The sequence below is a fragment of the Salinadaptatus halalkaliphilus genome, assembly GCF_006543045.1.
In the GTDB taxonomy this organism is placed as follows: Archaea; Halobacteriota; Halobacteria; order Halobacteriales; family Natrialbaceae; genus Salinadaptatus; species Salinadaptatus halalkaliphilus.
Genome location: NZ_RBZW01000058.1, coordinates 58,978 through 83,466, shown reverse-complemented (window position 1 = coordinate 83,466; position 24,489 = coordinate 58,978). Strand labels below are relative to the sequence as shown.

The window sequence follows — 24,489 nt, the reverse complement described above, 5'->3', positions numbered from 1 at the left end:
CTCACACGGTATTCGTATCATCCGGGTTCTCGAGGGCTCGTTACTCGTCGACGGGAGTCTTGACGATCGTCACCGGTCGTTCGGCCATGTTCGCGACGCGTTCGGCGACGCTACCGAGTAACCGTCGATATTCTCCCGATCGGTTTTTCGAGCCGACGACCGTCAGATCGACATCGCCTTCGTCCATGTACAGCAGGATTTCCTGGTGGGGAACGCCGTGGCGGACGACAGTTTCGGTATCGACGCCGGCGTCGGCCGCCCGGTCGGCGATCGACGCGACCGCATCGCGGCCCGCCTGCTCGAGAGCGTTCTCTAACCCCTCAAACTCGTGGACGTACTCGTCGCCGGGATAGGAGCTGTAGGCCTCCGCGTCGACGACGTAGAGGACGTGCAACTCGGCGTCGTAGCGCTGTGCTGCGTCGATCGCGTGGTCGATCGCCTCGTTGACGCCGGGGCTCAAATCCGTCGGTAACAGTATTCGGTCGTACATTTCACTTCCGTCTACTCGAGGAATGGTGATAATTCTGTGGTCAATTCTATCGGCCGTGGAACGAGGACGGATTCGATATTCTCGTTTCGGAGTGACGATACAGTGACACGAACCGTTCAATTGCTCCGTTCGGACTCGACGAGCGACTGGAGCTTGCAGTGGCGGGCCAGGATTCGAGCTATGCTTCGGCCTCGAGTGCGAACGATTCGAGATTCGCTCGTGGGCCGAAACGGCCGCCGAGAGGCCGGGGGTGTCTGATACGGATATTGTGGGTGGGTACCGGAGCGACCCCAGGACGGCTCGCGGTCTCCGGCAAAACGGTACGGCAGACGATATGAGCCGACGATAATCACATCGCGCACGTCGGGGTCGGTGTGGCGTTCAGTCGGTGTAGTTCTCGACGATCGATCGCAGTCGGTCACCTGACAATGCGCCTGTGTGCTGTTCGACCTGCTCGCCACCGGCGAAAAAGACCAGTGTCGGTACGCCGCGAACGCCGTAGTCGCCGGCGAGTTGTTGCTGCTGGTCGACGTCGACCGTCGCAACCGTCGCCGCCGTCTCCGAAGCAAGATCCTCAAGAACCGGCTCGAGCATCTTGCAGGGGCCACACCAGTCGGCATAGAAGTCGACGAGGACGACATCGTGCTCGTCGCGAACCGCCTCGAGGTGGGCGTCGCTCTCGATGTCGAGTGGATCAGTTGGTGACCGTTCCGCAGACCCATCGGATGCATCAGGTGTCATCACGCTGTCCTACGGGACGAGAGTGTTTAATTATTTTGTATTTATTATACAATATAGGCGTGCGACGATCACACCGTGGCCGTCACTCGAGCGTCAACCGGTGGACCGGACCGACAACCGAAACCATATTGGACGCTGTTGGTCGGTCTTGAGGTGCCATTATCCCTGGAATAGGACGGAAAGTCATAACTGCTACCGGGCCCGACCCCGTGGGATACCGTCGTAGCGTCGAGGCTATAGCTGCTGGCATAAACAATATCTCTGCAAGAAATATTGTGCAATATGCACAAACTATTATGCTGGGTGAGTCCGTATCGCCAACTATGGCCGACGACATCGAGACGGTACGCGTCTGGCTGGTCGAACGCACCTATTCGGACGACGAACAGAATCTGATCATTTTGATCTATGCGACACCCGATGGCACGCGATACCGCCGAAAAGAGCGGGCGCTGACGAGTTCGACGGATACGCGTTCGACGACGGCAGCAGTCACCGTCGATTCATCGAATCTCGGTACCGTCGGCGATCCGGCGGTACAAGCACAGTACGCCACCGAGGCGACCCGGATGGCCACTGAGTACGAACCAACAGATACCATTTGACGAGCGCTGATACCAGCTGACGGGGGCTAGGACGCTCGAGCGAAACGCCGATATCGTTACCCTTCGACTGTGACACTGCGGTCCTCGACCTGGTCGTACTTGTTTTCGAACTCGTGGATGAGTTGACCCATCTTGGCGTACCAGTCGTTGAGCATCCGTTGCATGTCGGTTGCGATCTGGCTCGGGTCGGTCGGATAGTAGACGTGGTAGTATCCGCCCTGATCGTAGTTGATCTGTTCTTTCTGGATGAAACCGCTCTGGAGCAACCGCTGGATCGCACGGTAGGCCGTCGAACGCTCGCGGTCGACGCGATCGGCGATGTCGTCGATCGTCAGCGGCTCTTCGCTTTCGACCAATACGCGAAAGCAATCCTTATCGAGCTGTTTGAGGCCGTGAATACACTCGAGTAACCCTTCACACTCCATATCCTGTTGCAGTTGTTCAGCCAGCGAGTTTCCCATAGTTCTATCGTCGATAGGAGACCGGCCGGTATAAGGGTTGTGTGTATATTGTGCAAACCCACAGCGATGCTCGGTAACCGTCGATATGCGCTGTACGGAGGCGATCGATGCTGGTGTCGTAATGCGGTGCAGGTCGCCAACCTCGACAGCCGGCTACCCGCGTGACAGCTACTCGAGTCGGCCGCCGGTGAGTCGAACGACCCCGAAGACGTGGGTTTCGTCGGCAACTGCACTCGAGCGCTCGCGAAGACGGCTGTGGGCGCCAGCGATCTTCTCGTCCAGGCGGCGATGGGGTTGGCCCTCGTACCGCAGCTTCGTCGTCGGCGGTGTCGACAGGACGACGACCGCCCGAAAGACGGCGTTGACCGGTAGTGCGTACCACTCGTCGCTCAACGCGGCGTTTGCGAGCACAACGTGTCCGTCCGGGCCAACCAGCTCACACCAGTCGTCGACCGCCCCCGGCGGATCCGCGAGCATTCCGACGACGAACGTTGCGAGGATAGCATCGATATCGGCCCTCCCGTCCATGGTGTCGGCGTCGAACCCGATCGGTGGCTGCGTCGCATCACCGCGAACGACGTGGACGTTGTCGTACTCGGCTGTGTGCGTGCGTGCACGCTCGAGTACCGGCCCGGTGAAGTCGATGCCGACCACAGTGCCATCGGGGCCGACCTGTTCTCGCAGGTACGGCAGGTTCGCACCCGTCCCACAGCCCATCTCGACGACGGTATCGCCGGGCTCGAGTCGACAAGCGAGTGCTCCGCGTCGACGCAGCGCCGGAATGCCGGGCGTTCGACGCGCGATCAGATCGTAAAGCCGCTCCCAGCGGCCGTAGAATTCCTGTGCAGTGTCGGCTGTCATGGTTCGTGGCTTGGAATACGCGGACGATGTTATACGAGCGAGCGAATCGTCTCTGCGACGGACTCGGCGTCGGTTCCCAACACGTAAATCAACGGCTCGATTCCCATCCCGCCGGTCTGGTACAGTACCGTCGCGTCGGGCTCGTCAGCGAGCGTCTCGGCGATTCGTCGTTCGATCGCCTCCGATTCGTCGAATTCGGCCGTGACGTATCCTGCCTCGGCGAGTGTCTCGAGCAGCGCCGGCTCGTATCTGACGTTGATCGCTGCCGAGACGTCACTCCCCTCTCGGCGGGCAGCGAGCAACACGGTCGCGACGTGCTCGGAGACGCCGAACTCGGGGTCAGCAGGGACGGTCGCCTGTCCCTTGACGTCGAAGATCCGACCCGGGACGCCGGCGACGTCGTCCAGATCGGCGGCGTCGGGGGTACACGCGACGAGGTTCGAGCCGACCGCCGGGATGAGCCCTGCGAATCCGCTCGTGTTCTCGAGCAACCGCAGTCCGCGTCGCAGCGACGAAAGCACTCGTTCAGTGGTGCGCAAGTCGCTATCCGGATCGTGAATGCGGAAACTCGAGTCGCGGTCGGCGAGACCAGGGACGGCGTCCTCGTGGAGTTGTGCGAGGAGATCACCGCCGGATTCTAACTCGCGGATCAACACCTCGATTTCGATGAGCGCCTGTACTGGGGTGACATCTCCCGACGCCAACCCGTCGGCCAACTCTTCGGTCAGGGCCTCGACGCGCTCGTCGGTCGCGATTCGATCGTTGGTCGCGACATCGGCGTGGGCGTACTTCGAGACCGCACTCTGGCTAATGCCGAGGACGGTAGCGACCTCGCTTTGCGTGAGTCCTCGCTCGCGGAGTTTCCCCGCCAGCAGCGACCGCACCGTCGGGAGAAACTCGTCGACGACGATTTCTTCGACGAATTGCATTCTATAGTAGTGTTTCGAACGCCCACCGGATAATTGTATTGTGCTCCCGAGGCCGTTCGTGATCGTGACCAGTTGTACTTCGCACCCCTAGACAGACTAGTAGATATAGAAGAAACACGAATATAGTTTCTAAACGTTCGCGTATGTATTTGGTAATCGACTGCTGTGACGCCATACGATACTCGAATCAAATTACGGTAGTAGATGCGCAGAAGGGCTCAGAAGTCCCATATGATCGTACCTGTTCGACGGACGATCCTAACACACCAGACCCCAGGAATAAATAATATGTATTTATGGCGTGTATTTTAACTATATGTGTCCATATAGCCTTTAGAATTTTAAATGTGAGCCTCTATACAGTATTAGAGCACATAATATCTACGGGTCGGGAGAGGAGGAAAGCGGCGAATAGAATGATAGGATAGGTGATCATTATAGAAGAAAACTATCTATTGTTGTATCATATCCGGATAATGAGGAGGCGATACAGCCGGTCGAATCGAGATGAGCACGCGGCGCGATTCATACGGATTGCTGTAACGATTTACCGGCGAAACCGCAGACGGGTCGCGGTTTCGGCGGTAACGACTTACAGTAAACCGTATCAGGCAACCGACATGTAGGTATACGCGTCGTCGAGTGCCGCCGCGTCTTCGTCGAGCAATGCGACGACGAGATACGGTGTGTACGCCTGTAGGTAATCGATCAGCGCTGCAATTCGCTCGGAATCGATCGCCTCGAGCGAGTCTAACAGGAGGAAGGGAACCTCCTCGTAGACCTCGTGAACCAGATAGCCCGCCAGCGCAAAGACGAGGCCGACGACCTCGCGTTCGCTCTCGCTCAAATGGTCGACCGTGTCCTCGTAGGTCGTCCCATGGGTGGTCTGTCTGACGATGTGCAGCTCGAACGTGCTTTTCGCCTCCGTCCGTCGGCCACGCGTGACCTGCGTTTCCGTCCGCTCGAGCCAGATACGGTCGATATTCTCGTAGCCGAGTCGCTCGAGGACGGTATCCATGTGGTCGTTGAACTCCTCGATCGCCGTCCGCTCGATGCGTTCGATCCGCGTGCGCAGCTCCTCGATATCCGCTACGATCGCCTCGCGGTCGGCTTCGAGGTCCTCGGCGTCTTCGAGTCGCCCTTCGATCTCGCTGATCTCGGATTCGACTTCTTCGAGTTGCGTCTCGAGCGTCCCGAGATCGTACTCGTACTGGTTGGCTTGGCGGTGCAACGCGAGGACGTCCTCTCGCATGTCCGCTTCTTGTTCCTCGATGGCTGCTTCCAGGGTGGCGATCTCGTCTCGCAGGTCGTCGCGTCGGTCGGTGAGCCTGTCGATCGTCTCGGTTGTGGTCTCGATTTCGGCGTCGATCTCGTCCTGTCGGCGGTCGATTCGCTCGCGCTCGCGTTGCTGCTGTTCGATCTCCGCGCGTCGCTCCGTGAGTGCTGCGAGCTCGTCCTCGATATTGGAAATCTCTCCGAACGTCTCCTGGCTCTGGCTCTGCAGCATCGAAATCGTCTCCTCGATCTGGTCCGCGTCGACGGTGCTTCCACACGTCCAGCAGGTGACCGAGTCGTCGGCCACCAGCTGGTCGGTCACAGCGCCGTCGTTCCCATCGCCCGGATTGGAGACGAGGCCGCCACCGGATTCCTCGAGCATCTCTTCGTTGAACTGGATCACGCTCTGGAGCTCGCTACTCTTGCTCTCGAGCCGTTGCTTGCGGGTTCGGAGCCGATCGATTTGGGCCTCGATATCTTCGTACTCGCCCATCGGCGCGTCCGGCAGGGCATCGGCCTCGTCCGCGAGTTCGGACTGTTCGCGCCGCAGCGAGTCGAGGCTCTCCCGTTCGGTTTCGATCTCGTAACGAACGGACTCGAGGTCGCCGCGTTTGTCCTGCAGTTCGGAGAGTTTCGCCTCGACATCGTTTTTTTCTTCGCGAGTCTGTTCGACGCCCTCGTCGAAGGATTCGAGTTCCGCTTCGGTTTCGGCCAGTTGCTCCGCGGTCGATTCGATCTCGGCCTCGAGCCGGGTCCGTTCTTCCTCGAGTTTCGGCAGTCGCTTCTTGCTGTCGTCGATCGCCTCGAGTTCTTGCGTTATCGACCGGCGTCGGTCGACGAGCTGATCGATCTCGGCGTTGATCTCGTCGGTATCGATCGGCTGCATGATGAGATCGCGGAGGTCGGTCTCCGTCGTGACGGCCCGTCTGGCTTCGTTAGACTCGAGTAAAAAGGCGAACAGATCCGCGAGCAGCGGCTCCTCGAGGTATGGATCGCCGTCAGTTCGGATCGTGCCGTCGACCCGTTCGAACTCCCGCGTGTACGTCTCGTTGCCGGTCGTGAGTTCGATGTGGGCATCGTCGGCATCTGCTTTCATCGATACGTCGTTGCTCCCGAGACCAGCCATAATCCCCTGCAGAAACGACGTTCGGTTCGTCGCGTTGCGCCCGGAGAGAACGGTTACTCCGGCGTCGAACTGTGCTTCTGTCTCGTCGATACCGCCGATATTAGCGATCGAAATGTCGATGTGGGTAGACTGCGGCTCTCGATTACTCATATATTCAGGTTTCTGACCAGGACGGCAATAAACGTTCCTTTCTCTTCCGACTTAGCTATGTTACTCACTAACTGTCCGAACCGACGCAGTCACACTGCGTCTCGGCGGTGAGCTCGTCGACGCTAAACTGCCTGCCACAATTCGCACACGCGATCCGAACGTCCGCGATGACGCTCGGGTTTTCGATAGTGAGGGCAGTGTTGTCATCGACGCGCTCGAGTCTGTCGTCGGTGACGGTGACGAGTTTGCGCTGGAGGCGGTCGACGGCGGTCTGGAGTTGGTCGATCGGGTCCGTCTCGGCTGGGTCGTAGCTCGCGCCACGATGGTTCTGGAGGTACGTTCTGATGGCCTGATAGGAGACGAACTCCGACTCGAGTGTCCCGACGTCGATGTCATCGCGTTCGAGCCGCCGTCGGATCCGGGTCCGATCAGCGGTGCTCGTTTCGTCGTCGGTCAGCAGTCGGTAGAAGTTCTCGACCTCGCCATCGAGTGTCTGGATACCCGCATCGCGGAGTTTCTGGCGAAGGAGTTCCTGATTGAAGTCGTCGGCGAGATCACGCAGACTCCGACGGTGTTCGTCGTCGCTCGTCCACGCAGCTTCGATTTCGGCACCGATGTCGTCCAGATCGTACTGATCGATCAAACTGACCACCTTGCTCGGCCGGCCTCGAGTGCTGCTCGAATTCTCGTCTCGACCCATACGCGATACTCATACTCGTCGCTTTAATGAGTTGCTATCGATAACAATAGACGGCCACGACACGCAGTGTGATATACGATCCGTTGTACCGATATACTGGTGGTTTCGCAGGACGGTCGTGGCCAGTCGGGACTGACGGATAGTCTGTACGATTGTCCGTCGATATCGTCACCCTCGAACGATGCCGAATCGTCGGTATAGCCCCTGTATCACTGAATACAATAACACTCGATCTACTGTTAGTGAAACGGCGATCACCGTCGAATCGCATACCAGTGATGTGTATATGGACCCCGGTGACGATCTCGTTCTTCCGTCGGACTGGCACTACGAAATTCGGCTCGAATCTGGTGCCAGTAAGCCGTATCAGTTCGGCTCGATTTCGACCGATCGTTTGCCGACGTTTCCGCCCTCGAAGGGGTGGTGTGCGGTCGACGGTGCGTCTGTTTCACACAGCATCGACGCGTGAAGCCGTACTGGCGTTAGCAATCAAGCTGGTTCAATAGCAGCGTTCCTATTCGAAATCAAACTATAGTAAATAAATTATACTTTTCGATCTATATCTGGGGGAGAATATACTAGGGTGATTCACAGAGGTCAGCGGACGGACTCTCTCAACCAGTCGAACGGACGCGTGTCACACTCAGATCAGACCATCCAGTCTCACGAAAGCCTCGTTCGTGCAGCCCCACTACTCACGGATTCGAACGAATCTCCCAGCAGATGGTGAACTGCCACCCGGAGAGCACCACCGCCAACATGCTAATTCGTCGGTGCTTGGCTTGTCGTCGGTCGTCAGACCGTCCTCTCGAGTCCCGCGTCCGCTTGGAATCGAGTACGAATGGGCTCCGGAATCGGCGTCGGATCGCCCGTTTCGGCATCGATCTGGACCAACACGGTTTCGGCCGTTGCAGCGACCCCGTCGTCGACATCGATCTCGTAAGTCATTGTGAAGCTGCTCTCACCGAGGTCGGTGACGGTGACCGAGACGGTCGGTTCGTCATCGCGGACGATCGGTTGCAGGTAGGAAATTTCGAGGTTCGCGACGATAAACGACGCTTGCTCGTAATACTCACCCAGCACGTCCGAAAAGTAGTGGACGCGGGCGGTCTCGAGGTAACTCGCGTAGACGGCGTGATTGACGTGTTCGAGGGGGTCGAGGTCGCGAAATTGGACGGGAACGTCTATCGAATATGTCTCACTCATCGTTCGGTAGCGAGGGCCGGCTGCCTAAAAGTCTCGCCCATTCTCCCGTCGACTATAGTAGCCATTGCACGTCACTACATCCCTGATCGCACGACGAATGCGCGGTTCGGAGAACAGCGTGAGCGAGAACCGCGGCATAGCGAATAGCGCGGAATCGTGACGATCAGCAGTCGACGCGTGGGAAGTACTAGTTGCAGTTGTTACTATGATCTACTCGTTCTATAGTGATAAAAAACCAAATAACTCAGACATAATGTCGGAAATATATGTATGTAAGCCATAATACTGTAGATCGAATTGCCTCGAGAGGGGGTTCTGTTAGCGTACACCACGGAGTAGCGTTCGACGCAACTCCGCCTCGGCGTTGGGATGTTGGAATACTCCCGGGCTCCTACACTTTGCTCCGGTGTCGAACGTGGTGGTTGAGCTTGCAGTCGACGACGAGTTGGCCGTCCGGTTCGGCGCCGAGTCTGTCCGCGATCGCCGTTAAATCCGCCCGGCTGCGGACAGTGTGGCCCTCGGCACCGAGCGATTCGGCGACATCGGCGATATCCGGGGCGGGGACGAGCGCCACCTCGGGGTCGTTCCCCGCGACATCCAGACTGTGATACTCGGAGTTGAGCGAACTATCGTTCATGACGATGATCGTCATCGAAACGTCGTTGCGTATCGCCGTCTCGAGCTCTTGCATGGACATCATAAACCCGGCGTCGCCACAGACGGTAACGCAGGGTTTGTCTTCGGACGCTACCGCCGTCCCGATTCCCACCGGAAGGCCGAGGCCGATGGAGGCGAAATCGAGTGTGAACGTAAAGTCTTCCGGCGGCGTCTGGATGCCGTCTAACACCCAGCGCGTGAAGTGGCCACCGTCGGCGACCACTTTCTTTGCCGCCGGGAGCAGGTCGTTCAGCTCGCGAACGAGGTCACGGGGATCCATCGTCTCGGGAACGTCGGGGTACGTCTCGTCGTTCATCGGACTCGTCTCATCGAGTCGAGCCGCGAGTTGGTCGCTCCAAAGCTCGCCCTCGCGGTCGATGTCGCGTCGTTCCAGTTCCTCGTTGATGGCTCGGACCGTCTCGCGGGCGTCACCCTGGATGCCGAGGGTCGTATCGGCGTACCGGCCGATAGCAACGGGATCGCGGTCGACGTGAATGACCTGCGTTTCCTCGCCGAAGACGTGACCCTCGTCGATCGTGTAGGGGTTCAAGCTCGCACCGACGGCAAACACGACGTTCGCTTCGCTGGCGTACTCGTTCGCGACGTTGGTTCCCCAACTCCCGGTGAACCCGAGATAGTAGGGGTGGTCCGCAAACAGGTTTCGGCCCTGTAAGGATGTCGCTAGGAGCCCGCTGGTCCGACGAGCGAGCTCCTCGAGTTCGGCTTTGGCGTTTGCTTCGACGGCACCACGACCGGCGAGGATAATCGGCGGCTGGAACGCGTCTGACTCGACGTACGTATCCACCGCTTGGCTCACGAGGTCGGGACGAGGCGTGACGGTCCCGCAGGGGAGAGCAACGCCAGTATCGGTATTGGCACCCGAAACGGTGTCGGCGTTGGTCTCGAACGACGCCGGAACGTCCATGTCGCCGTCGAGAATATCCCACGGGATCTGGACCGCGAGCGGGCCGTCCGCTACCCGAACACGTCGCAGCGCCTCCCTGAAATCGCGAACGAGCGTGTCATGGCTTCGGATCGAGACGACGGAGCCGACCGTCGACTGGAGATACGTCTCCTGTTCGAACTCCTTGACGTCGTAGCCGTCGGATAACGGGGATTCGGGGACGACGAGTAACACGTTCGAGCCCTTCTTTCGGGCGGTAACGAGGCCGTTTCCGGTCTGAGAGACGGCGGGTCCGCGTCCGACGAGACAGACGCCGATATCGTCCCCCGTGCGGGCGTACCCGTCGGCCATCGCGACTGCCCCCTGCTCGTGTCGCGTTTTGATCAATCGGAACTGGTCGGCCCACTCCGATTCCATCCGCGACATCATCGCCATCGTATCCTCCGACATCAATGTAAAGACCGTGTCGACACCGTCGTCGTGGAGCAACCGTATGATTGCCTCGTGTGCCTTCATGACGTGCCGCACGGTACTGGGTGCAGTTATTTAACCGTACTTATGTTCGAGCCCCCTCACACGGGCGTGTTCCCGTTCGACGAGTGGTCCGAAATCGCGATGTGAGAGCCAGGTTGTTTTCAATCGATCAACCCAGTACTTGTACTTCTCGCTATCTCGGTCCCACACGCCGTGTTCGACGGGCTCCTCAGAAAGTCCGTACGGATATCCCGAGTACACGCCTGTGGAAAACTGCCAATCGCGGTTACGGACCGATAGCGAGGAAATAGCGTCTCGAGTCAGTGAACTCGTTTCTCTTAGCAGAACGGGCGATGTCGATTGACGGATTGCACCGAACGCCGATCCGCACGCTTTCTTGGGTTTCAATTACCAACATTTATTTAATCTACATATGGCTGTTCATATTTTGAGCAATATTCAAACCAGGTAGATGTAGTACTATATGCACCAGATACCACGATAGTGCCGGAAAATATAACACAATGTGTTTCTTCACCCGATATTATTTATAACACCTCGAGGTTGGGCTGATTTTCCGCTACATTACTCGTGTTAGATCGGGTCAATAAAGATGCCTGATCATACAACAGCCGTGAAGCTGGCGTGTAAATAGCTGCAATTGGCACTATCGTTCTCGACTATCGGCGATCGGTACTGTCAATAGAATTGCTCACAACTATAAATATTACCTACAGAAAAATATAGTTGATATCAATTATATCTCCGAAAGGGCGTCGTAATTCAACGTCACAGTGGAGCGGCAGTCTGGTGATTGGCGGAGATGGCCATCGTGGAGGACATCGCTTTTCCTCGTGCGGGCAAACGTACGACCATGATCGACGACGAGACGCCGGTTCTCGACAACCACTTGCATCTCGACCCGGACAATCACCGCGGGATCGAGGCGGTCCGTGACTTCGCTCGACTCGGCGGCACCCACTTGCTGATAGTAAACAAACCCTCCTGGCATCTGGGCATCGAGGCCGAGACCGGCGAGGATTTTCGGGCGGTCTTCGAGCGCACCATCGACATCGTCACCGCGGCAAACGAGCTACTCGAGGGCCGCGCCTGGCCGGTGCTTGGCGTCCACCCCGGGTTGATTTCGCGGCTCGTCGACGACCGCGGATTCGAGCCGGATGAGGCCCGCGATCTGATGCAGGCCGGGATCGACATCGCTGCCGAGTATGTCGAGTCGGATCAGGCACTCGCGCTGAAATCCGGGCGGCCACACTACGACGTCGACGAGGCCGTCTGGGACGCCTCGAACGCCGTCATGCGACACGCGTTCGAACACGGTGGCGAACTGGGCTGTGCCGTGCAGCTCCACGCCGAGGCAACAACAGAGATGACCGAGGTGGCTGCGTGGGCCGAGGACGCTGGCATGCCGGCTCACACGGTCGTCAAACACTACGCTTCCGGCCGCCTCGAGGGGCCGACCCCGAGCGTCATGAGCGACACCGACCGCCTCGAGGTGGCCGTCGAGCGCGGCGACCCGTTCCTGATGGAGACCGACTACATCGACGATCCCGACCGTCCTGGGGCCGTTCTGGGACCGAAGACGGTTCCGCGCCGAGTAAACTGGTTGCTCGAGAACGGCCACGACGACGCGGTTCGGAACGCCCACGTCGAGACGCCGGAACTCGTATACGGGATATCTACGACAGAGACGCTCGAGAAAGCCTGAAACCGCAATTCGTGTTTGGTCGTTTTGTCGGAAGGTAGAGAAAGGCATTTCAAGCGGCCGGTGTAGGTGTCTGTATGAGCAATCCCCCGACCGAGTTCTACTCGGAGGAACGTTGGCAGAACTGGATCGACCGCATCAAAGACGAAGAGATCGATCCGGAGGACGAAGATTCGGCCCGACTCCTGTTGAATCTACAGGACGATACGGCGATCGCTATCGCAAAGATCGTCGCCGCCTACGACGACGGGGAACTCGAGCAGGAGAACGCGCTCGGTGAAATCGACGACGTCCGCGAGATCGTTCTCGGCGAAGTCGACATCGAGGACGAAGAGACGCTGATCCTCGTCGACGGCGTCCAGACGAGCCTCGTTTGCGTCTTTTTCGCCGCCGAGGAGTTTATCGCGAACGGGCCGGCCGAGGACGGCAGCGTCGGCGACTACCTGGGTGCGGCTGCAGACGCCGAAGCCGAAGAAGATCTGGACGCGGCACTGGGCTATGCTGCCCAGGCCGGGACGCTGATCATCGACGGCGACGAACTCGATATGACCATCGCCGAAGATCTCGAGTACGGGCTCGTCACCGAGTGGATCAACGGCCTCGACAGCCTCCAGAGTGCGATGAGCGATCCCGAGGTCGTCGAAGAAGACGAGTAGGTTCGTTTTCGGGTGCGGATAGATACTACGTCGCCACTCGACCTGATGAGAGTACTCGTCAATCGAGACGGGTCAGTCGATTGAGCGCGTAGATCGTTCGGAGCACGTCCCCACTCTTGCCCCGATCGAAGACCAGTTCGTCGGTCTCGAGGACGTGTTCCAGGGTGTCCTGTGAGGCGTGTTCGGGCGCGGCGGCGATGCCAGCGTCGTGCTCGTCCACCCATTTCATCACGCGCAGATCACTCTTGGAGTCACCCATCACGAGCGCGAACGGGTCGTCGACGCCAAGCACCTCGAGCGCGCGCTCGACGCCGACGACCTTGTTCAACTCGAGGCTGCCGATCTCGGCCGCGTCGGCCTCGTAGTAAGCGACGTCGATCCGCTCGAGGACGGCCCCAAGCTGACCGGGGATGGCCGTCGACTCGAGGTCCGGATAGGCGCTTTCGCCCTCGAGCACGGCTCTGATCTCGGGATCCTGGTTGGCGTAAAATGCGCGGGTCCAGTCGGTGATCGTTTCCCCCGCGAGTTCTCGGTTGCCGTCGAGATGGCCGTCCGAATCGCGCGTGGACCCGTTCTCGAGCGTCGAGCCGACGGCGTCGGCCAACAGATCGATCAGATAGACCAGCGCCTCGTCGATCGTCTCTCGGGCGTCACTCGAGCCGGTCTCGTAGTTGGGCTTCATCGTGACGTTGAACTCGTTGCCCTGCAGGTGACAGCCCCGTCGCAGGTTCTCGGGGGCTTCCGGGAGGATTCGCGAGCGAACGTCGTCGAAGACGGTCCTGATTTCGGGCTCGAGATCCTCGTAGAGCAGTTGCTTCGTGTCCGCACCGTGGCCCGGCGTGAAAACGCCCGTTCCCGCCTCGTAGACGATCGAGAGATTCCCGGAGTGGACGACTTCGCTGCCCAGCCCCTGAATCGCGAAGCCTTTGACGTTCTCTAAGGTTTGGCCCGTACAGATGACGATCGGGACGCCGGCCTCGTAAAACTCCGTCAGGAGGTGTAACGTCTCGCGGGGAATCTCGTTGTCCGTCCCGCCCGCAGACCGCAGCGTCTCGTCGACGTCCAACACGAGAACGTTCACCGCACGGCCGTACTTCGCCTCGAGGTCGAGCGCGGTGAAGGCCTGATCGCGCGTCGCCCGAGCAGCGACCTCGGCGAAGGTCTCACCGGCGGCAAACGCCGATCGGATCTCGTCCTTGCGAGCCTCGAGCTCTTCGGTCGCGTCCTGCCAGTGCGCTAAGGCGACCCGGGAATCGACCGGTGGGAAGACGTCGACGAACTCCTGGTATTCCCGCAACGTCGTCGTCTCGTACTGGTCGTAGAGCTGGTAGATGAGGTCGTACCGTTCCATGTCAGATAGAGGCATGGCTGTCGGATAACCGTTTTCGGTATCGACCGCACGCGATCGTTTGCAGACGACGACACGACTTTAAAAACGGCGTGCGAACGCGGAGGTATGAAAAACGTCGACGACCTGATCGAGAGCGCCGCCGACCTCGCAGACCGCGGCCTCTCGAAAGGCGAAATTGCGGACGAACTGAACGTCTCGAGAGAGACGGCGAGTTGGCTCGTCGAGCGCAGCGAAGCGACGACGGAGCCATCCGACCAGCAGACGACGCCTGTGGCCCAGGCAAACGGCCCACAGGATATCCACGTCGACTGGTCGGCGATCGGTCGGGACAGCAAACGGATGCGCTATGTCAGTGCTGCGATGGCCGATCTCCTCGCGAAACACGGCGAAGACGTCGATCTCACCGTCGGCATCGAGAAGGCCGGCGGTCCGATCGCGACGCTCGTCGCACGCGAACTCGAGACGGATCTGGCGACGTATACGCCGGCGAAACATCAGTGGGACGACGACGATATCGAGGAGCTGGGCGGCACGTTCTCGCGGAACTTCGCGGGGATTCGCAATCGCGAGTGTTACGTCGTCGACGACACGATCACGAGCGGGACGACGATGCGCGAAACGATCGATGCGATCCGCACCGAGGGCGGCGAACCACTTGCCTGTGTCGTCCTCGCGGATAAACAGGGTGTCGAGGAACTCGACGGCGTGCCGGTCTACTCGCTGCTCGGCGTCATCAGCGTCGGCAAAGAGGACTGACCGTCACGGCGAGTGCCGGGTTTGCTCTCGCTCGAGGCTGTGGGCAACCTTGTCGCGTTCATCAAACTTCAAGCCCCGGCGGCCCGTCGGTAACTATAATGTTCGATCCCGACGAACTCGAGGACATCCGTGCCAGCAAGGACGAGTGGCACGAGTCGGAAGTGCAACCGGTTCTCGAGCGCTTTGGCGAGCGCAAGGAGACGTTCACGACGGATACAGGAGGACAGGAAGTCGACCGGCTCTACACGCCGGACGATGTCGGTACCCTTGAGTATCAGGCGGATCTCGGCAATCCAGGAGAGCCGCCGTACACGCGTGGCGTCTACTCGACTGGATATCGTGGGCGGCTCTGGACGATGCGCCAGTACGCCGGGTTCTCGACGCCCGAAGATACCAACGAGCGTTATCACTACCTGCTCGATCAGGGCCAGACCGGGCTCTCGATGGCCTTTGATCTGCCGACCCAGATGGGCTACGATTCCGACGCGAGCATGGCCGCGGGCGAGATCGGGAAAGCCGGCGTCGCGATCGATTCGCTCGCGGACATGGAGACCGTCTTCGACGGCATTCCGTTGGACGAGGTCTCGACCTCGATGACCATCAACGCGCCGGCATCGGTGTTGTTGGCGATGTACATCGCCGTCGGCGACCAGCAGGGCGTCGACCGCGAGGAGCTTCGGGGGACGATTCAAAACGACCTCCTGAAGGAGTACATCGCGCGCAACACCTACATCTACCCGCCCGAACCCTCGATGCGGATCATCACGGACATCTTCGAGTTCTGTGGCGCCGAGACGCCGAAGTTCAACACGATCTCGATCTCGGGGTATCACATCCGGGAAGCCGGCTCGACGGCCGCACAGGAACTCGCTTTCACGCTCGGCAACGGCATCGAGTACGTCGAGACGGCGATCGAGGCCGGCCTCGATGTCGACGAGTTCGCGCCACAGCTCTCTTTCTTTTTCAACGGCCACAACAACATCTTCGAGGAGGTCGCGAAGTTCCGCGCGGCCCGCCGAATGTGGCACGACATCATCGACGAGCGCTTCGACCCCGACGACCCCAAATCCAAACAACTCAAGTTCCACACCCAGACCGCGGGCTCGATGCTGACAGCCCAACAGATCGAGAACAACGTCGTCCGGGTCGCCTACCAGGCGCTGGCCGCGGTACTGGGGGGTACCCAGAGCCTCCACACCAACGGCAAGGACGAAGCACTTGCGCTCCCGACCGAAGAGTCCGTCCGCACCGCCCTGCGAACCCAGCAGATCCTCGCCCACGAGTCCGGCGCGGCCGACACGATCGATCCGCTGGCGGGCAGCTACTATGTCGAGTCGCTCACCGACGAAGTCGAGGAAGAGGCCTACGAAATCTTAGACGAAGTCGAAGAACGCGGCGGCATGCTCGAGGCCGTCGAACAGCAGTGGGTCCAGCGACAGATCCAGGACACCTCCTTCGACCGCCAGAAGGAAATCGAGGAGAAAGAGCGCATCATCGTCGGCGTCAACGAGTTCGAAGTCGACGAAGACCCCGAGATGGACGTCCAGGAGATCACCGAGGAAGACCAGCAACGCCAGATCGACAGCCTCGAGTCGACGCGAGCCGACCGCGACGACGAGGCGGTCGAGGCGAAACTCGAGGCGCTGCGCGAGGCCGCCCGTGGCGACGAAAACCTGATGCCGTACATCATCGACGCGGTGAAAGTCTACGCGACGGTCGGCGAGATCTGTAACGTCATGCGCGACGAGTTCGGCGAGTATCAGCCCGGAAGCGCAGTGTAAGTTCGAAGCCGAGACGTGTCACTCGAGGGGCTTTCGCATTTCCATCACCGGCAAGTCGTGGTCGCCACCGTCGTACGTCCCGAACGGTCCGTCGGCGCCGTTCGCGTCGCGCTCGCCAACCCGTTCGAACCCACAGGCCTCGTAGAACGCGACTGCGTTGAGCGCAGCAAATACCGAGAGGCGCTCGAGTCCACGGTCTCTGGCGTGGGATTCGACGCCCTCGAGAACTCGCGTCCCGATACCGTTACCACCGTGGGACGGATCGACAAAAATACCCAACAACGAACCGGTGTTTCGACGGACGCCACCGAAGCCGACGATATCGTCGTCGACATCGGCGACGGCGACGTATCGGTCCGGACCGAATAGGTTTTCGCGAATTTCCTCGGGACCGACATCCGTCGGCGCGAGACGGGCTACCTGTTCGTCCTCGTAGCACGCGCCACCGTAGTGGTGAAGCGATACGGTGTGGATTCGCGCGATAGCCGGTGCATCCTCGAGGGTTGCCGTACGGACGGTGATCACGATACGATCACCAGGGACGGCAATACCAACAGTATTACTGTTCGCGAATCTAGATGACGGGTCGTGACTGGCCCATCGCTACAGCGATTCGGTATCCTCACCGTGTTGTTCGGCGGATTCTCAGCCTATATCGACCCCTCGAGTAGCGCCACGGCGATGACAATCATGCTGATCGGATTCGTCGTCGGTCTCGTGGGGTTCGTCCTGGAGGGGTTGGCGGCGATGGGCGACTGATCGATGTCGTGCTATCGGAGGCGAACGGCCGTCCCGTAGGCCATCACTTCCGAACCGCCGTCGGTAATCTGGGAGGTCTCGAGGCGGACGTTGACGACGGCGTCGGCACCCATCTCCTCGGCGTCGGCTTCCATTCGGGTGATCGCTTCGTCGCGGGCTTTCGTCAGGAGGTCGGAGTAGCCCTTGAGTTCGCCGCCGAAGACGTTGCGAATACCCTGTGTGATGTCCTTGCCGACGTTTTTCGCTTCGACCGTGTTGCCTCGGGCGATACCCAGTACTTCGACGATTTCTCCATCGGGGACCGTTTCAGTGTTGGCGATATACATCGACTCGAGATTGTGTCGGCCATCTCATAAGTTTTCTGACTACATTTCGAGCGTCGGCGGCGTGAAACCCACCACCAAAAGATCCCAACGCTATTTGACGGTCGGTCGACAACGAACGATCATGCACTTCGACCACGCAGGGATCGCAACAGAGGACGCACGCGAACTCGCCACGCTGTACGAGGCCCTGTTCGGTCTCGAGACCGTCCACGAGGAGGCATTCGACGGGATGCGCGTCGTCTTTCTCGAGGTCGGCGACGGCTACTTCGAACTGCTCGAGCCACTCGAGGATGGCACCATCGCCAGCTATCTCGAGGACAACGGCGCGGGCATCCACCATCTGGCGCTTTCGACCGACGACATCGAGGGCGCACTCGAGACCGTCCGCGACCACGACGTGGCGCTCATCGACGAGGAGCCACGGCCCGGCGCCTGGGGCCACTCAGTGGCGTTTTTGCATCCGAAAGACACCGGCGGAATTTTGATCGAACTCGTCGAGCACTGATACGGTTTACTGTACGTCAGTTCGCTGGGCCGACACGGCTCGCTGAGCGGATGGATACCGAAACTCGTCTTCTCGGCCAGTGACGGGCAAAATAGAACCGCTCGAGCCGTCGTCAGGCTCGGATCGTCTGGCCTTCCTGTTCGGCTTCCGAGGAGCGCATATCCAGATCGGCCCGGAGTGCTTCGATCGCTTCTTCCGGATCGGTCTCGGAGTCAAAGACCCGATCGAAGCCGAGTTCGCGGAAGAATTGTCGGGTTTCCTCGAAGTCGTCCTGCCCGACGGCGAGGTTGCCGCCGATGTAGGTGGTCACGTCCTCGAGGTCGGCGTCTGCAAACTGCTCGTGAAAGCCCTCGCAGTCCTGTTTGGCGTGTCCGTAGAGCGAAGAGACGAGTACAGCCTCGGCGTCGTGTTCGGTGGCCGCGTCGACGAACTGCTCCTGGGAGGTCTGGACGCCCAGGTTGACGACGTCGAATCCGGCTGCCTCAAACGCCTGTTCAAGGATGGTGATCCCGACGACGTGGGCGTCGGAACCGATCACGCCGAGGATGACTGTCTTCGTCATGTCCGTACCACCACAAACAGGGAGGATCACCATAAACCTAATGATTAATAATACGTTAGTCACTCACACGATTTTCGCCGGACTGCAGCGGTGTGAATACGATCGATCTGGAACTCGAACACCACCTACACGGTAATTCGATCACCTTCGTGAACTCGATGACAACAACCGTTCGAGAAAATCGCCAAACGAGGATTGGATATCGACGGCGGAACGTGATCGACCGCGATCAGACCGAGACCAGCGCGTCGACCGGGGCGTCGGTTCGCTCTCGGGCGCGTCGAATCCCGTCGTCGCCGGCCGCGATGAGCGTAAACACGCCGGCGACGTCGGCGTCCGCGGCCTCGACGATATCGAGCAGCAGTTCCTGGGTTTCGCCCGAGCGAATCAGATCGTCGACGACCAGCACCGACGATCCAGGATCGATCGCCGACGCGGGCAGGTAGTAGGTGAGTTGAATGCCGGACTCGAGGCGTTCGCGCGCCTCGATGAACTCCTCGACGGCGGTTTCCTTGCGTTTTTTCGCGTAGGCACAGGGAATGCCGTAGTAACTCGCCAGTGCCGCTGCGAGCGTGATACCGTCGGTCGCCGCGGTGAGGACGACATCCGGACGATCGAATGCGAAGCTGTTTGCGACCACGGGTGCGGCAAGATCGAGCAACGGCTGGTCGAAGACGGTGTCGGTGTTGTCGACGTATCCCTCGTCGTCGACGCGAAGCCGCGCCTCGAGTTCGGCCGCGAGGGCGGTCTTCCCGAGATCTTCGACGACCTCGCGTGCGCGATCGGTTCCCGGCAGGACGTGTCCGTTGACGTAGCGGTTGAGATCGCCAGCGGGGAGGCCGGTCTCGTCGGCGAGTTCGTCGTACGTTCGGGTTTCTTTCAACATCTGCAACACGTCGACGGCACGTAACTGGAGGGCGGCTTTCTCCGCGCGGTTCATACCGATACCCACTGTTCCGTAACTATGGGTATTTCGATCGTCGACAAGACCTGGAATCACCACGTTCGTGACTGCTTGTCGTGGTCTCGAGTCGCGCGGTCGAGCCACCGTCCAACGGCCAGCGCTGCCCTCGAATGCAGGCACGACGTTTTTCGCCGTCTGTTTCACTGCGAGGTATGTCGAACGAACGGCCGACTGCCGAGGAACTCCGACAGGGGATCACCGTCGAGGTCGTCCAGGGCGATCAGGACGTCCAATCGACCGAGCGCGAACCGATCGTCGGCGAGGTCGGGACGATCTACGAGGACAGTCCCGACGGCCCCGAAGTAGTGCTGAAAAACGGCGTCGTCGGACACGTCCAACGCATCGTCCACGACGAGTAGGCCGTCTCGACGAGTCGAAACGGCCAGTTGCCGGCCCAAGCGCTATCCGACAGTCTGTCGTCACCCCGGCATGATCGATTCGAGGCTGCTCGCGTTCGTTCGCGATGTCGCCGCCGTCGCCCGTGAGCGACAGATCAGCGTCAAATCCGCGGGGCTGGCCTACCACGGGTTCAACACGCTCGTTCCGCTAGCAATCCTCGCGTTGGTCGCCGTCACACTCGCCGACGCACTCGAGCCGCTCCTGTCGGCGATCGAGAGTGCGGCCGGGCTCGAGGGAACGCTGACCGACGGCGGACTCGAGGGTGCAACCGGCGTCGACCGCACGGGGGCAGCGATACTCGCCGTCGTGATCTTCGCCTGGAGTGCCGTGCGGCTGTTTCAGGCGGTCAACAGCGCTTTCACCGACGTCTACGGTGGTCGAAAACAGCAGTCGTACGTCGATACGGCGACGACGGTGACGGTGGTGACGCTTCTCGAGGGTCTTCTCGTGACCGCGACGGTTGTCGTCGGCGTCGTGCTTGTGGGGGTCATCGGCGTGAGCATCTCGGTCATCGTCGGCGGCGTCGTCGCGACGGTGCTCATACTGTCGGACAGAAGTCAGTGAAACGTCGGTCGCGAATTCGCGGCCGTCCTTACGGTGACGGCCGCAGTACTGCGACCGATCGTTGAATAGTTCTGTCCAACAGTATTAGTCGTCGGCCGGCGCGAGCGGTTCGGATTCGGTCGCGAGCAAGCGATCGAGTGCGTCGACCATCGCCTCGACGCTCGCGTGGGTGATATCGGCCTCGCTTCTGGCGACGGTCACCGACCGGTCGTCCCGGACCATCGTCACCTCGACCGTCACGACGGCGTCGGTACCGCCGGTGACGGCGTCGACGTGGTAGGACTCGAGTTCGGCGTCGGCCATCGAGCCGAGCGCCTGGCGCACGGCGGAGACGGCGGCGTCGACCGGGCCGGAGCCGGTGCCGCTGGCGACGCGTTCCTCGCCGTCGACCTTGAGGCGGACGCTCGCGGTGGGGACGGCGCCGCCGCTGGTCGCGTTGAGATCGCGCAGTTCGACGACCCGTTCGCGGTCGTCGCCGGCGACGTCCTCGGCGATCGCGAGCAGATCGGCGTCGGTCACGCGCCGACCGCGATCGCCCAGTTCCGTGACGCGGGTGGCGATTTCGGCAACCTCGTCCTCGCTGGCCTCGACGCCGTGTTCCTCGAGCGTCGCGGCGACGCCCGCGCGACCGGTGTGTTTACCAAGTGCGAGCCGGCGTTCGCGCCCGACGGTTTCGGGCGCGTAGGGTTCGTACATCTTGTCGTCTTTGAGCGTGCCGTCGGTGTGGATTCCGCTCTCGTGGGTGAAGGCATTCTCGCCGATGACGGCCTTGTTCGGCGCGAGTTGGACACCCGTCGCCCGCGAGACGATCTGGGCGAGATCGTACAACTCCTCGAGTTCGAGCGTCTCGACGTCGTAGACGTGCGACAGCGAGATTGCGACCTCCTCGAGAGCGACGTTGCCGGCGCGCTCGCCGAGGCCGTTGACGGTGCAGTGGACCATGTCTGCGCCGGCGGCGACGGCCGCGAGTGCGTTCGTAACGCCGAGCCCGAGGTCGTCGTGCGTGTGAGCGCTGACGGGACCGAGTTCGGCGAGTCGGGAGACGGCCTCGCGAGTATGTTCCGGGCCCGTGTGACCGACGGTGTCGGCGAAACAGAACCGGTCGGCGCCCGCCTCGAGCGACGTTGCGGCCAGTCGCTCGAGATAGTCGAGGTCGGCTCGGGAGCCGTCCTCGCCGATAACCTCGACCCAGAGGTCGTGATCGGTGGCGTACTCGACGAGGTCGGCGGTCGTCTCGAGGTTATCCCCTCGCGAGGTGCCGACTTTCTCCTCGACGTGACGGTCGCTCGATGGAACGACGATGTGGACGCCGTCGACGCCACACTCGAGTGCGAGGTCAACATCGCCTTTCATACCTCGGCAGAAACTCGTGACGCGGGCGTCGAGGTCGAGGTCGGTGACTCGCGAGATGGCCTGGCGTTCGCCCGCACCGGTACAGGCACTGCCGGCCTCGATGACGGCGACGCCGGCGCGCTCGAGTCCGCGGGCGATCTCGACCTTTTCGTCGGGGGAAAGCGAGACTCCGGGGGCTTGTTCGCCGTCGCGAAGCGTGGTGTCGAGAAGGCGGACGGTACGATCCGATGGAATCGTCTGTGCGGCGGAGTTGTGTACAGGCAAGAGTAATGAACTGCGACTACGTTCGTCGCTGAATTTCGCATCCAGCCGGGTTGCCCCGACTTCCTCTATCCTCGTCCGGCGTCGAGACGGAATCTCGTGCCATTGTATCTCAAGCTATTGTACCACCCTGACTTAAATCCGCCGGTCCGGCACGATGCGGACTCCATAGCAACGTTAGGCCGTTGTCTCGTCCTCGAGGACGATTCGATCGCCAGGTTCGACGCCGTCGGCGGTGCCTGCGGGGAGTTCGACGATGCAATCTGCCTCCTCGCGGGCGAATCCGCGCCAGGGCCGGAGTCGCTCGACGCGCGTGACAACCCCGTCTGCAATCCAGAGAACGTCGAGCGAGACGAAGACGAACAGCATGTGTACGTCGCGGGTTTTCGTCGTATCGAACCGGAACACGAGCGCGTAGGAGTCGGGCAGCCTCCGTTTTCCCATGAGGCCGCGGGTCTGACTGACGAACGAGTCCGCGACGTCGACGTCCGTCGCCAGCACGGTCCCGTCGCTGGCGGTCCGTTCCGAACCCTCGTCGGCCGACCCATCGGATCCGGTGGCGTCGCCCGGATACTGCAGGAGTCGCACGCACTCGAGTCGGTCGGGGGCGCGCAAAAAGATTCTCACATACAGCAGTCCGTATCAGGGCCAGAGTCCGCGGACCTCGTGTGCCTCGGCGATTCGAGAGAGGGCGACGACGTAGGCTGCATTTCGCCAGGTCACGTCGCGGGCTTCGACCTCCTCGCGGAGGGCGTCCCAGGCGGCGATCATCTCCTCTTCGAGTTCGGTGTTGACTCGCTCGAGTGGCCAGGCGCGTCGGTTGATGTCCTGGAGCCACTCGAAGTAGCTGACGGTGACGCCGCCGGCGTTGGCGAGGATATCCGGGATCACGTGGATGCCGCGCTCCTCCAAAATTGCGTCAGCGGCGAAGGTCGTCGGTCCGTTTGCACCCTCGACGACGATGTCGGCCTGGATGTCGTCGGCGTTGTCCGTGGTGAGGACGTTGCCGACCGCCGAGGGTGCGAGGACATCGACGTCGAGTGTGAGCAGTTCCTCGTTCGACAGACGGGTAACGTCGGTTTTCTCGGCGTAGCTCGTGACCGCTTCGGGTTCTTCGTCGTGAGACGGAATCGCAGCCACGTCGATTCCATCGGGATCGTAGATCCCGCCGTTGACGTCGCTGACGGCTACGACTGTCCCACCCCATGCATCCAGTAGGCGGGCGGCGCTGGCACCGACGCTACCGAAGCCCTGGACGGCGACGGTCGTCTCCTCGAGTGGGTAGTCGTAGTACTTACAGGTTTCGCGGGTGACGATAGCGACGCTGCGACCCGGGGCCTCCTCGCGGCCTTTCGAACCGCCGACGATGGGTGGCTTTCCGGTGACGACGCCCGGGACCGTTTCACCCTCTTGCATGCTGTAGGCGTCCATAATCCAGCCCATCGTCGCCGGATCGGTGCCCATATCGGGTGCGGGAATGTCTTTCGTCGGGCCGATGACGGCGCGGACCTCCTGGGTGAATCGGCGGGTGAGACGTTCCTTTTCGTCGCGGCTCAATGACTTCGGATCGACGACGATACCCCCTTTCGCGCCGCCGAAGGGCAGATCCATGACGGCACACTTCCAGGTCATCCACATCGCGAGTCCGACGCATTCGTCCCGTGTCACACCGGGGTGATATCGGAGCCCGCCCTTGTGGGGGCCGCGAACGCTATCGTGGTGGGCGCGATAGCCCGTAAACACGTCGACGCTGCCGTCGTCGCGCTCGAGCGGGATCGTCACCTCGTGGACTGCAGTCGGATGCTCCAGCCGCTCCCGAACGGCGTCGTCGATCTCGAGACTTGAGGCCGCGCGGGCCAGTTGTCTCCGGGCCGTCTCGAGGGCGGTTTCCGGTTCGGAGTCGGATGGCTCTTCGGTGGCGGCGACCGAAGAACGCTCGTTGGAGGCCAT

25 protein-coding genes and 1 pseudogene are annotated in these 24,489 nt (G+C 60.7%); 9 read left to right on the top strand and 17 right to left on the bottom strand.

Annotated features, from left to right (window positions below; genetic code table 11):
• Positions 1–40: 40 nt before the first annotated feature.
• Positions 41–490, bottom strand: coding sequence for a universal stress protein (locus D8Y22_RS16875; protein WP_141465861.1), 450 nt, complete (start codon positions 488–490; stop codon positions 41–43).
• Positions 491–871: 381 nt separating this feature from the next.
• On the bottom strand, positions 872–1,231 hold the full coding sequence (gene trxA, locus D8Y22_RS16870) for a thioredoxin (RefSeq protein WP_141465860.1): 360 nt from the start codon (positions 1,229–1,231) through the stop codon (positions 872–874).
• Positions 1,232–1,554: 323 nt separating this feature from the next.
• Between trxA and D8Y22_RS16865 the strand changes: the two genes are divergently transcribed.
• Positions 1,555–1,836 (top strand): hypothetical protein, encoded by a 282-nt coding sequence (locus tag D8Y22_RS16865; RefSeq protein ID WP_141465859.1) that lies wholly within the window; start codon positions 1,555–1,557, stop codon positions 1,834–1,836.
• A 56-nt stretch (positions 1,837–1,892) separates the two neighbouring features.
• Here D8Y22_RS16865 and D8Y22_RS16860 read toward each other — a convergent pair whose 3' ends face one another.
• The 7 genes from D8Y22_RS16860 to D8Y22_RS16830 all read right to left on the bottom strand — a co-directional run bounded on the left by D8Y22_RS16860 (position 1,893) and on the right by D8Y22_RS16830 (position 10,621).
• Positions 1,893–2,297, bottom strand: a complete 405-nt coding sequence (locus tag D8Y22_RS16860; protein ID WP_141465858.1) for a helix-turn-helix domain-containing protein — start codon at positions 2,295–2,297, stop codon at positions 1,893–1,895.
• A 168-nt stretch (positions 2,298–2,465) separates the two neighbouring features.
• Positions 2,466–3,158, bottom strand: a complete 693-nt coding sequence (locus D8Y22_RS16855) for a class I SAM-dependent methyltransferase (protein ID WP_141465857.1) — start codon at positions 3,156–3,158, stop codon at positions 2,466–2,468.
• Between the two features lie 29 nt (positions 3,159–3,187).
• Positions 3,188–4,087 carry a thiamine-phosphate synthase family protein gene (locus D8Y22_RS16850; RefSeq protein WP_141465856.1) on the bottom strand — a complete coding sequence of 300 codons (900 nt, stop codon included), beginning with the start codon at positions 4,085–4,087 and terminating at the stop codon, positions 3,188–3,190.
• Positions 4,088–4,694: 607 nt separating this feature from the next.
• Positions 4,695–6,638, bottom strand: a complete 1,944-nt coding sequence (locus D8Y22_RS16845) for an archaea-specific SMC-related protein (RefSeq protein WP_141465855.1) — start codon at positions 6,636–6,638, stop codon at positions 4,695–4,697.
• 67 nt (positions 6,639–6,705) lie between these two features.
• Positions 6,706–7,338: a rod-determining factor RdfA gene (rdfA, locus tag D8Y22_RS16840; protein ID WP_141465854.1), complete on the bottom strand. Its 633-nt coding sequence runs from the start codon at positions 7,336–7,338 to the stop codon at positions 6,706–6,708.
• Between the two features lie 795 nt (positions 7,339–8,133).
• Entirely contained in the window at positions 8,134–8,544 is a 411-nt protein-coding gene (locus D8Y22_RS16835; RefSeq protein WP_141465853.1) for an acyl-CoA thioesterase, read from the bottom strand.
• 391 nt (positions 8,545–8,935) lie between these two features.
• Entirely contained in the window at positions 8,936–10,621 is a 1,686-nt protein-coding gene (locus tag D8Y22_RS16830) for a thiamine pyrophosphate-binding protein (protein ID WP_141465852.1), read from the bottom strand.
• 832 nt (positions 10,622–11,453) lie between these two features.
• Between D8Y22_RS16830 and D8Y22_RS16825 the strand changes: the two genes are divergently transcribed.
• Both D8Y22_RS16825 and D8Y22_RS16820 read left to right on the top strand, forming a co-directional pair.
• Complete coding sequence (locus D8Y22_RS16825; protein WP_141465851.1) at positions 11,454–12,305, top strand: TatD family hydrolase; 852 nt, start codon at positions 11,454–11,456, stop codon at positions 12,303–12,305.
• A 74-nt stretch (positions 12,306–12,379) separates the two neighbouring features.
• Positions 12,380–12,958, top strand: coding sequence for a DUF2150 family protein (locus D8Y22_RS16820; protein WP_141465850.1), 579 nt, complete (start codon positions 12,380–12,382; stop codon positions 12,956–12,958).
• A 58-nt stretch (positions 12,959–13,016) separates the two neighbouring features.
• On the opposite strand, the gene D8Y22_RS16815 is transcribed toward D8Y22_RS16820, so the two are convergent.
• Positions 13,017–14,309, bottom strand: coding sequence for an HAD family hydrolase (locus tag D8Y22_RS16815; RefSeq protein WP_141465849.1), 1,293 nt, complete (start codon positions 14,307–14,309; stop codon positions 13,017–13,019).
• A gap of 105 nt (positions 14,310–14,414) precedes the next feature.
• On the opposite strand from D8Y22_RS16815, the gene gfcR reads away from it, so the two are divergent.
• Both gfcR and D8Y22_RS16805 read left to right on the top strand, forming a co-directional pair.
• Positions 14,415–15,065, top strand: a complete 651-nt coding sequence (gfcR, locus tag D8Y22_RS16810; RefSeq protein ID WP_141465848.1) for a transcriptional regulator GfcR — start codon at positions 14,415–14,417, stop codon at positions 15,063–15,065.
• Between the two features lie 98 nt (positions 15,066–15,163).
• Entirely contained in the window at positions 15,164–16,846 is a 1,683-nt protein-coding gene (locus D8Y22_RS16805; protein WP_141465847.1) for an acyl-CoA mutase large subunit family protein, read from the top strand.
• Positions 16,847–16,864: 18 nt separating this feature from the next.
• Here the strand turns inward: D8Y22_RS16805 and D8Y22_RS16800 are convergent, their stop codons facing one another.
• Positions 16,865–17,371: a GNAT family N-acetyltransferase gene (locus D8Y22_RS16800; RefSeq protein ID WP_174811894.1), complete on the bottom strand. Its 507-nt coding sequence runs from the start codon at positions 17,369–17,371 to the stop codon at positions 16,865–16,867.
• Between the two features lie 63 nt (positions 17,372–17,434).
• Here D8Y22_RS16800 and D8Y22_RS22485 point away from each other — a divergent pair, with 63 nt between their 5' ends.
• Complete coding sequence (locus tag D8Y22_RS22485) at positions 17,435–17,605, top strand: hypothetical protein (RefSeq protein ID WP_174811893.1); 171 nt, start codon at positions 17,435–17,437, stop codon at positions 17,603–17,605.
• A gap of 11 nt (positions 17,606–17,616) precedes the next feature.
• Here D8Y22_RS22485 and D8Y22_RS16795 read toward each other — a convergent pair whose 3' ends face one another.
• Positions 17,617–17,931 carry a YbjQ family protein gene (locus D8Y22_RS16795; protein ID WP_141465845.1) on the bottom strand — a complete coding sequence of 105 codons (315 nt, stop codon included), beginning with the start codon at positions 17,929–17,931 and terminating at the stop codon, positions 17,617–17,619.
• Positions 17,932–18,052: 121 nt separating this feature from the next.
• On the opposite strand from D8Y22_RS16795, the gene mce reads away from it, so the two are divergent.
• Positions 18,053–18,436: a methylmalonyl-CoA epimerase gene (mce, locus tag D8Y22_RS16790; RefSeq protein ID WP_141465844.1), complete on the top strand. Its 384-nt coding sequence runs from the start codon at positions 18,053–18,055 to the stop codon at positions 18,434–18,436.
• Between the two features lie 112 nt (positions 18,437–18,548).
• On the opposite strand, the gene glmS is transcribed toward mce, so the two are convergent.
• Complete coding sequence (glmS, locus tag D8Y22_RS16785) at positions 18,549–18,998, bottom strand: methylaspartate mutase subunit S (protein ID WP_141465843.1); 450 nt, start codon at positions 18,996–18,998, stop codon at positions 18,549–18,551.
• A gap of 229 nt (positions 18,999–19,227) precedes the next feature.
• Positions 19,228–19,938 (bottom strand): phosphoribosyltransferase family protein, encoded by a 711-nt coding sequence (locus D8Y22_RS16780; protein WP_141465842.1) that lies wholly within the window; start codon positions 19,936–19,938, stop codon positions 19,228–19,230.
• 176 nt (positions 19,939–20,114) lie between these two features.
• On the opposite strand from D8Y22_RS16780, the gene D8Y22_RS16775 reads away from it, so the two are divergent.
• Together D8Y22_RS16775 and D8Y22_RS16770 are read left to right on the top strand one after the other, a co-directional pair.
• Positions 20,115–20,321, top strand: a complete 207-nt coding sequence (locus D8Y22_RS16775) for a DUF2196 domain-containing protein (protein WP_141465841.1) — start codon at positions 20,115–20,117, stop codon at positions 20,319–20,321.
• A gap of 70 nt (positions 20,322–20,391) precedes the next feature.
• Positions 20,392–20,895 (top strand): annotated as a pseudogene (locus D8Y22_RS16770) (YhjD/YihY/BrkB family envelope integrity protein); the annotation flags it as partial.
• A gap of 114 nt (positions 20,896–21,009) precedes the next feature.
• Here D8Y22_RS16770 and D8Y22_RS16765 read toward each other — a convergent pair.
• From D8Y22_RS16765 to gdhB, 3 genes are all read right to left on the bottom strand, one after another.
• Complete coding sequence (locus D8Y22_RS16765) at positions 21,010–22,542, bottom strand: (R)-citramalate synthase (protein ID WP_141465839.1); 1,533 nt, start codon at positions 22,540–22,542, stop codon at positions 21,010–21,012.
• Between the two features lie 174 nt (positions 22,543–22,716).
• Positions 22,717–23,040, bottom strand: a complete 324-nt coding sequence (locus D8Y22_RS16760; RefSeq protein WP_246084492.1) for a DUF192 domain-containing protein — start codon at positions 23,038–23,040, stop codon at positions 22,717–22,719.
• 141 nt (positions 23,041–23,181) lie between these two features.
• On the bottom strand, positions 23,182–24,489 hold the full coding sequence (gene gdhB, locus D8Y22_RS16755; RefSeq protein ID WP_141465838.1) for a glutamate dehydrogenase GdhB: 1,308 nt from the start codon (positions 24,487–24,489) through the stop codon (positions 23,182–23,184).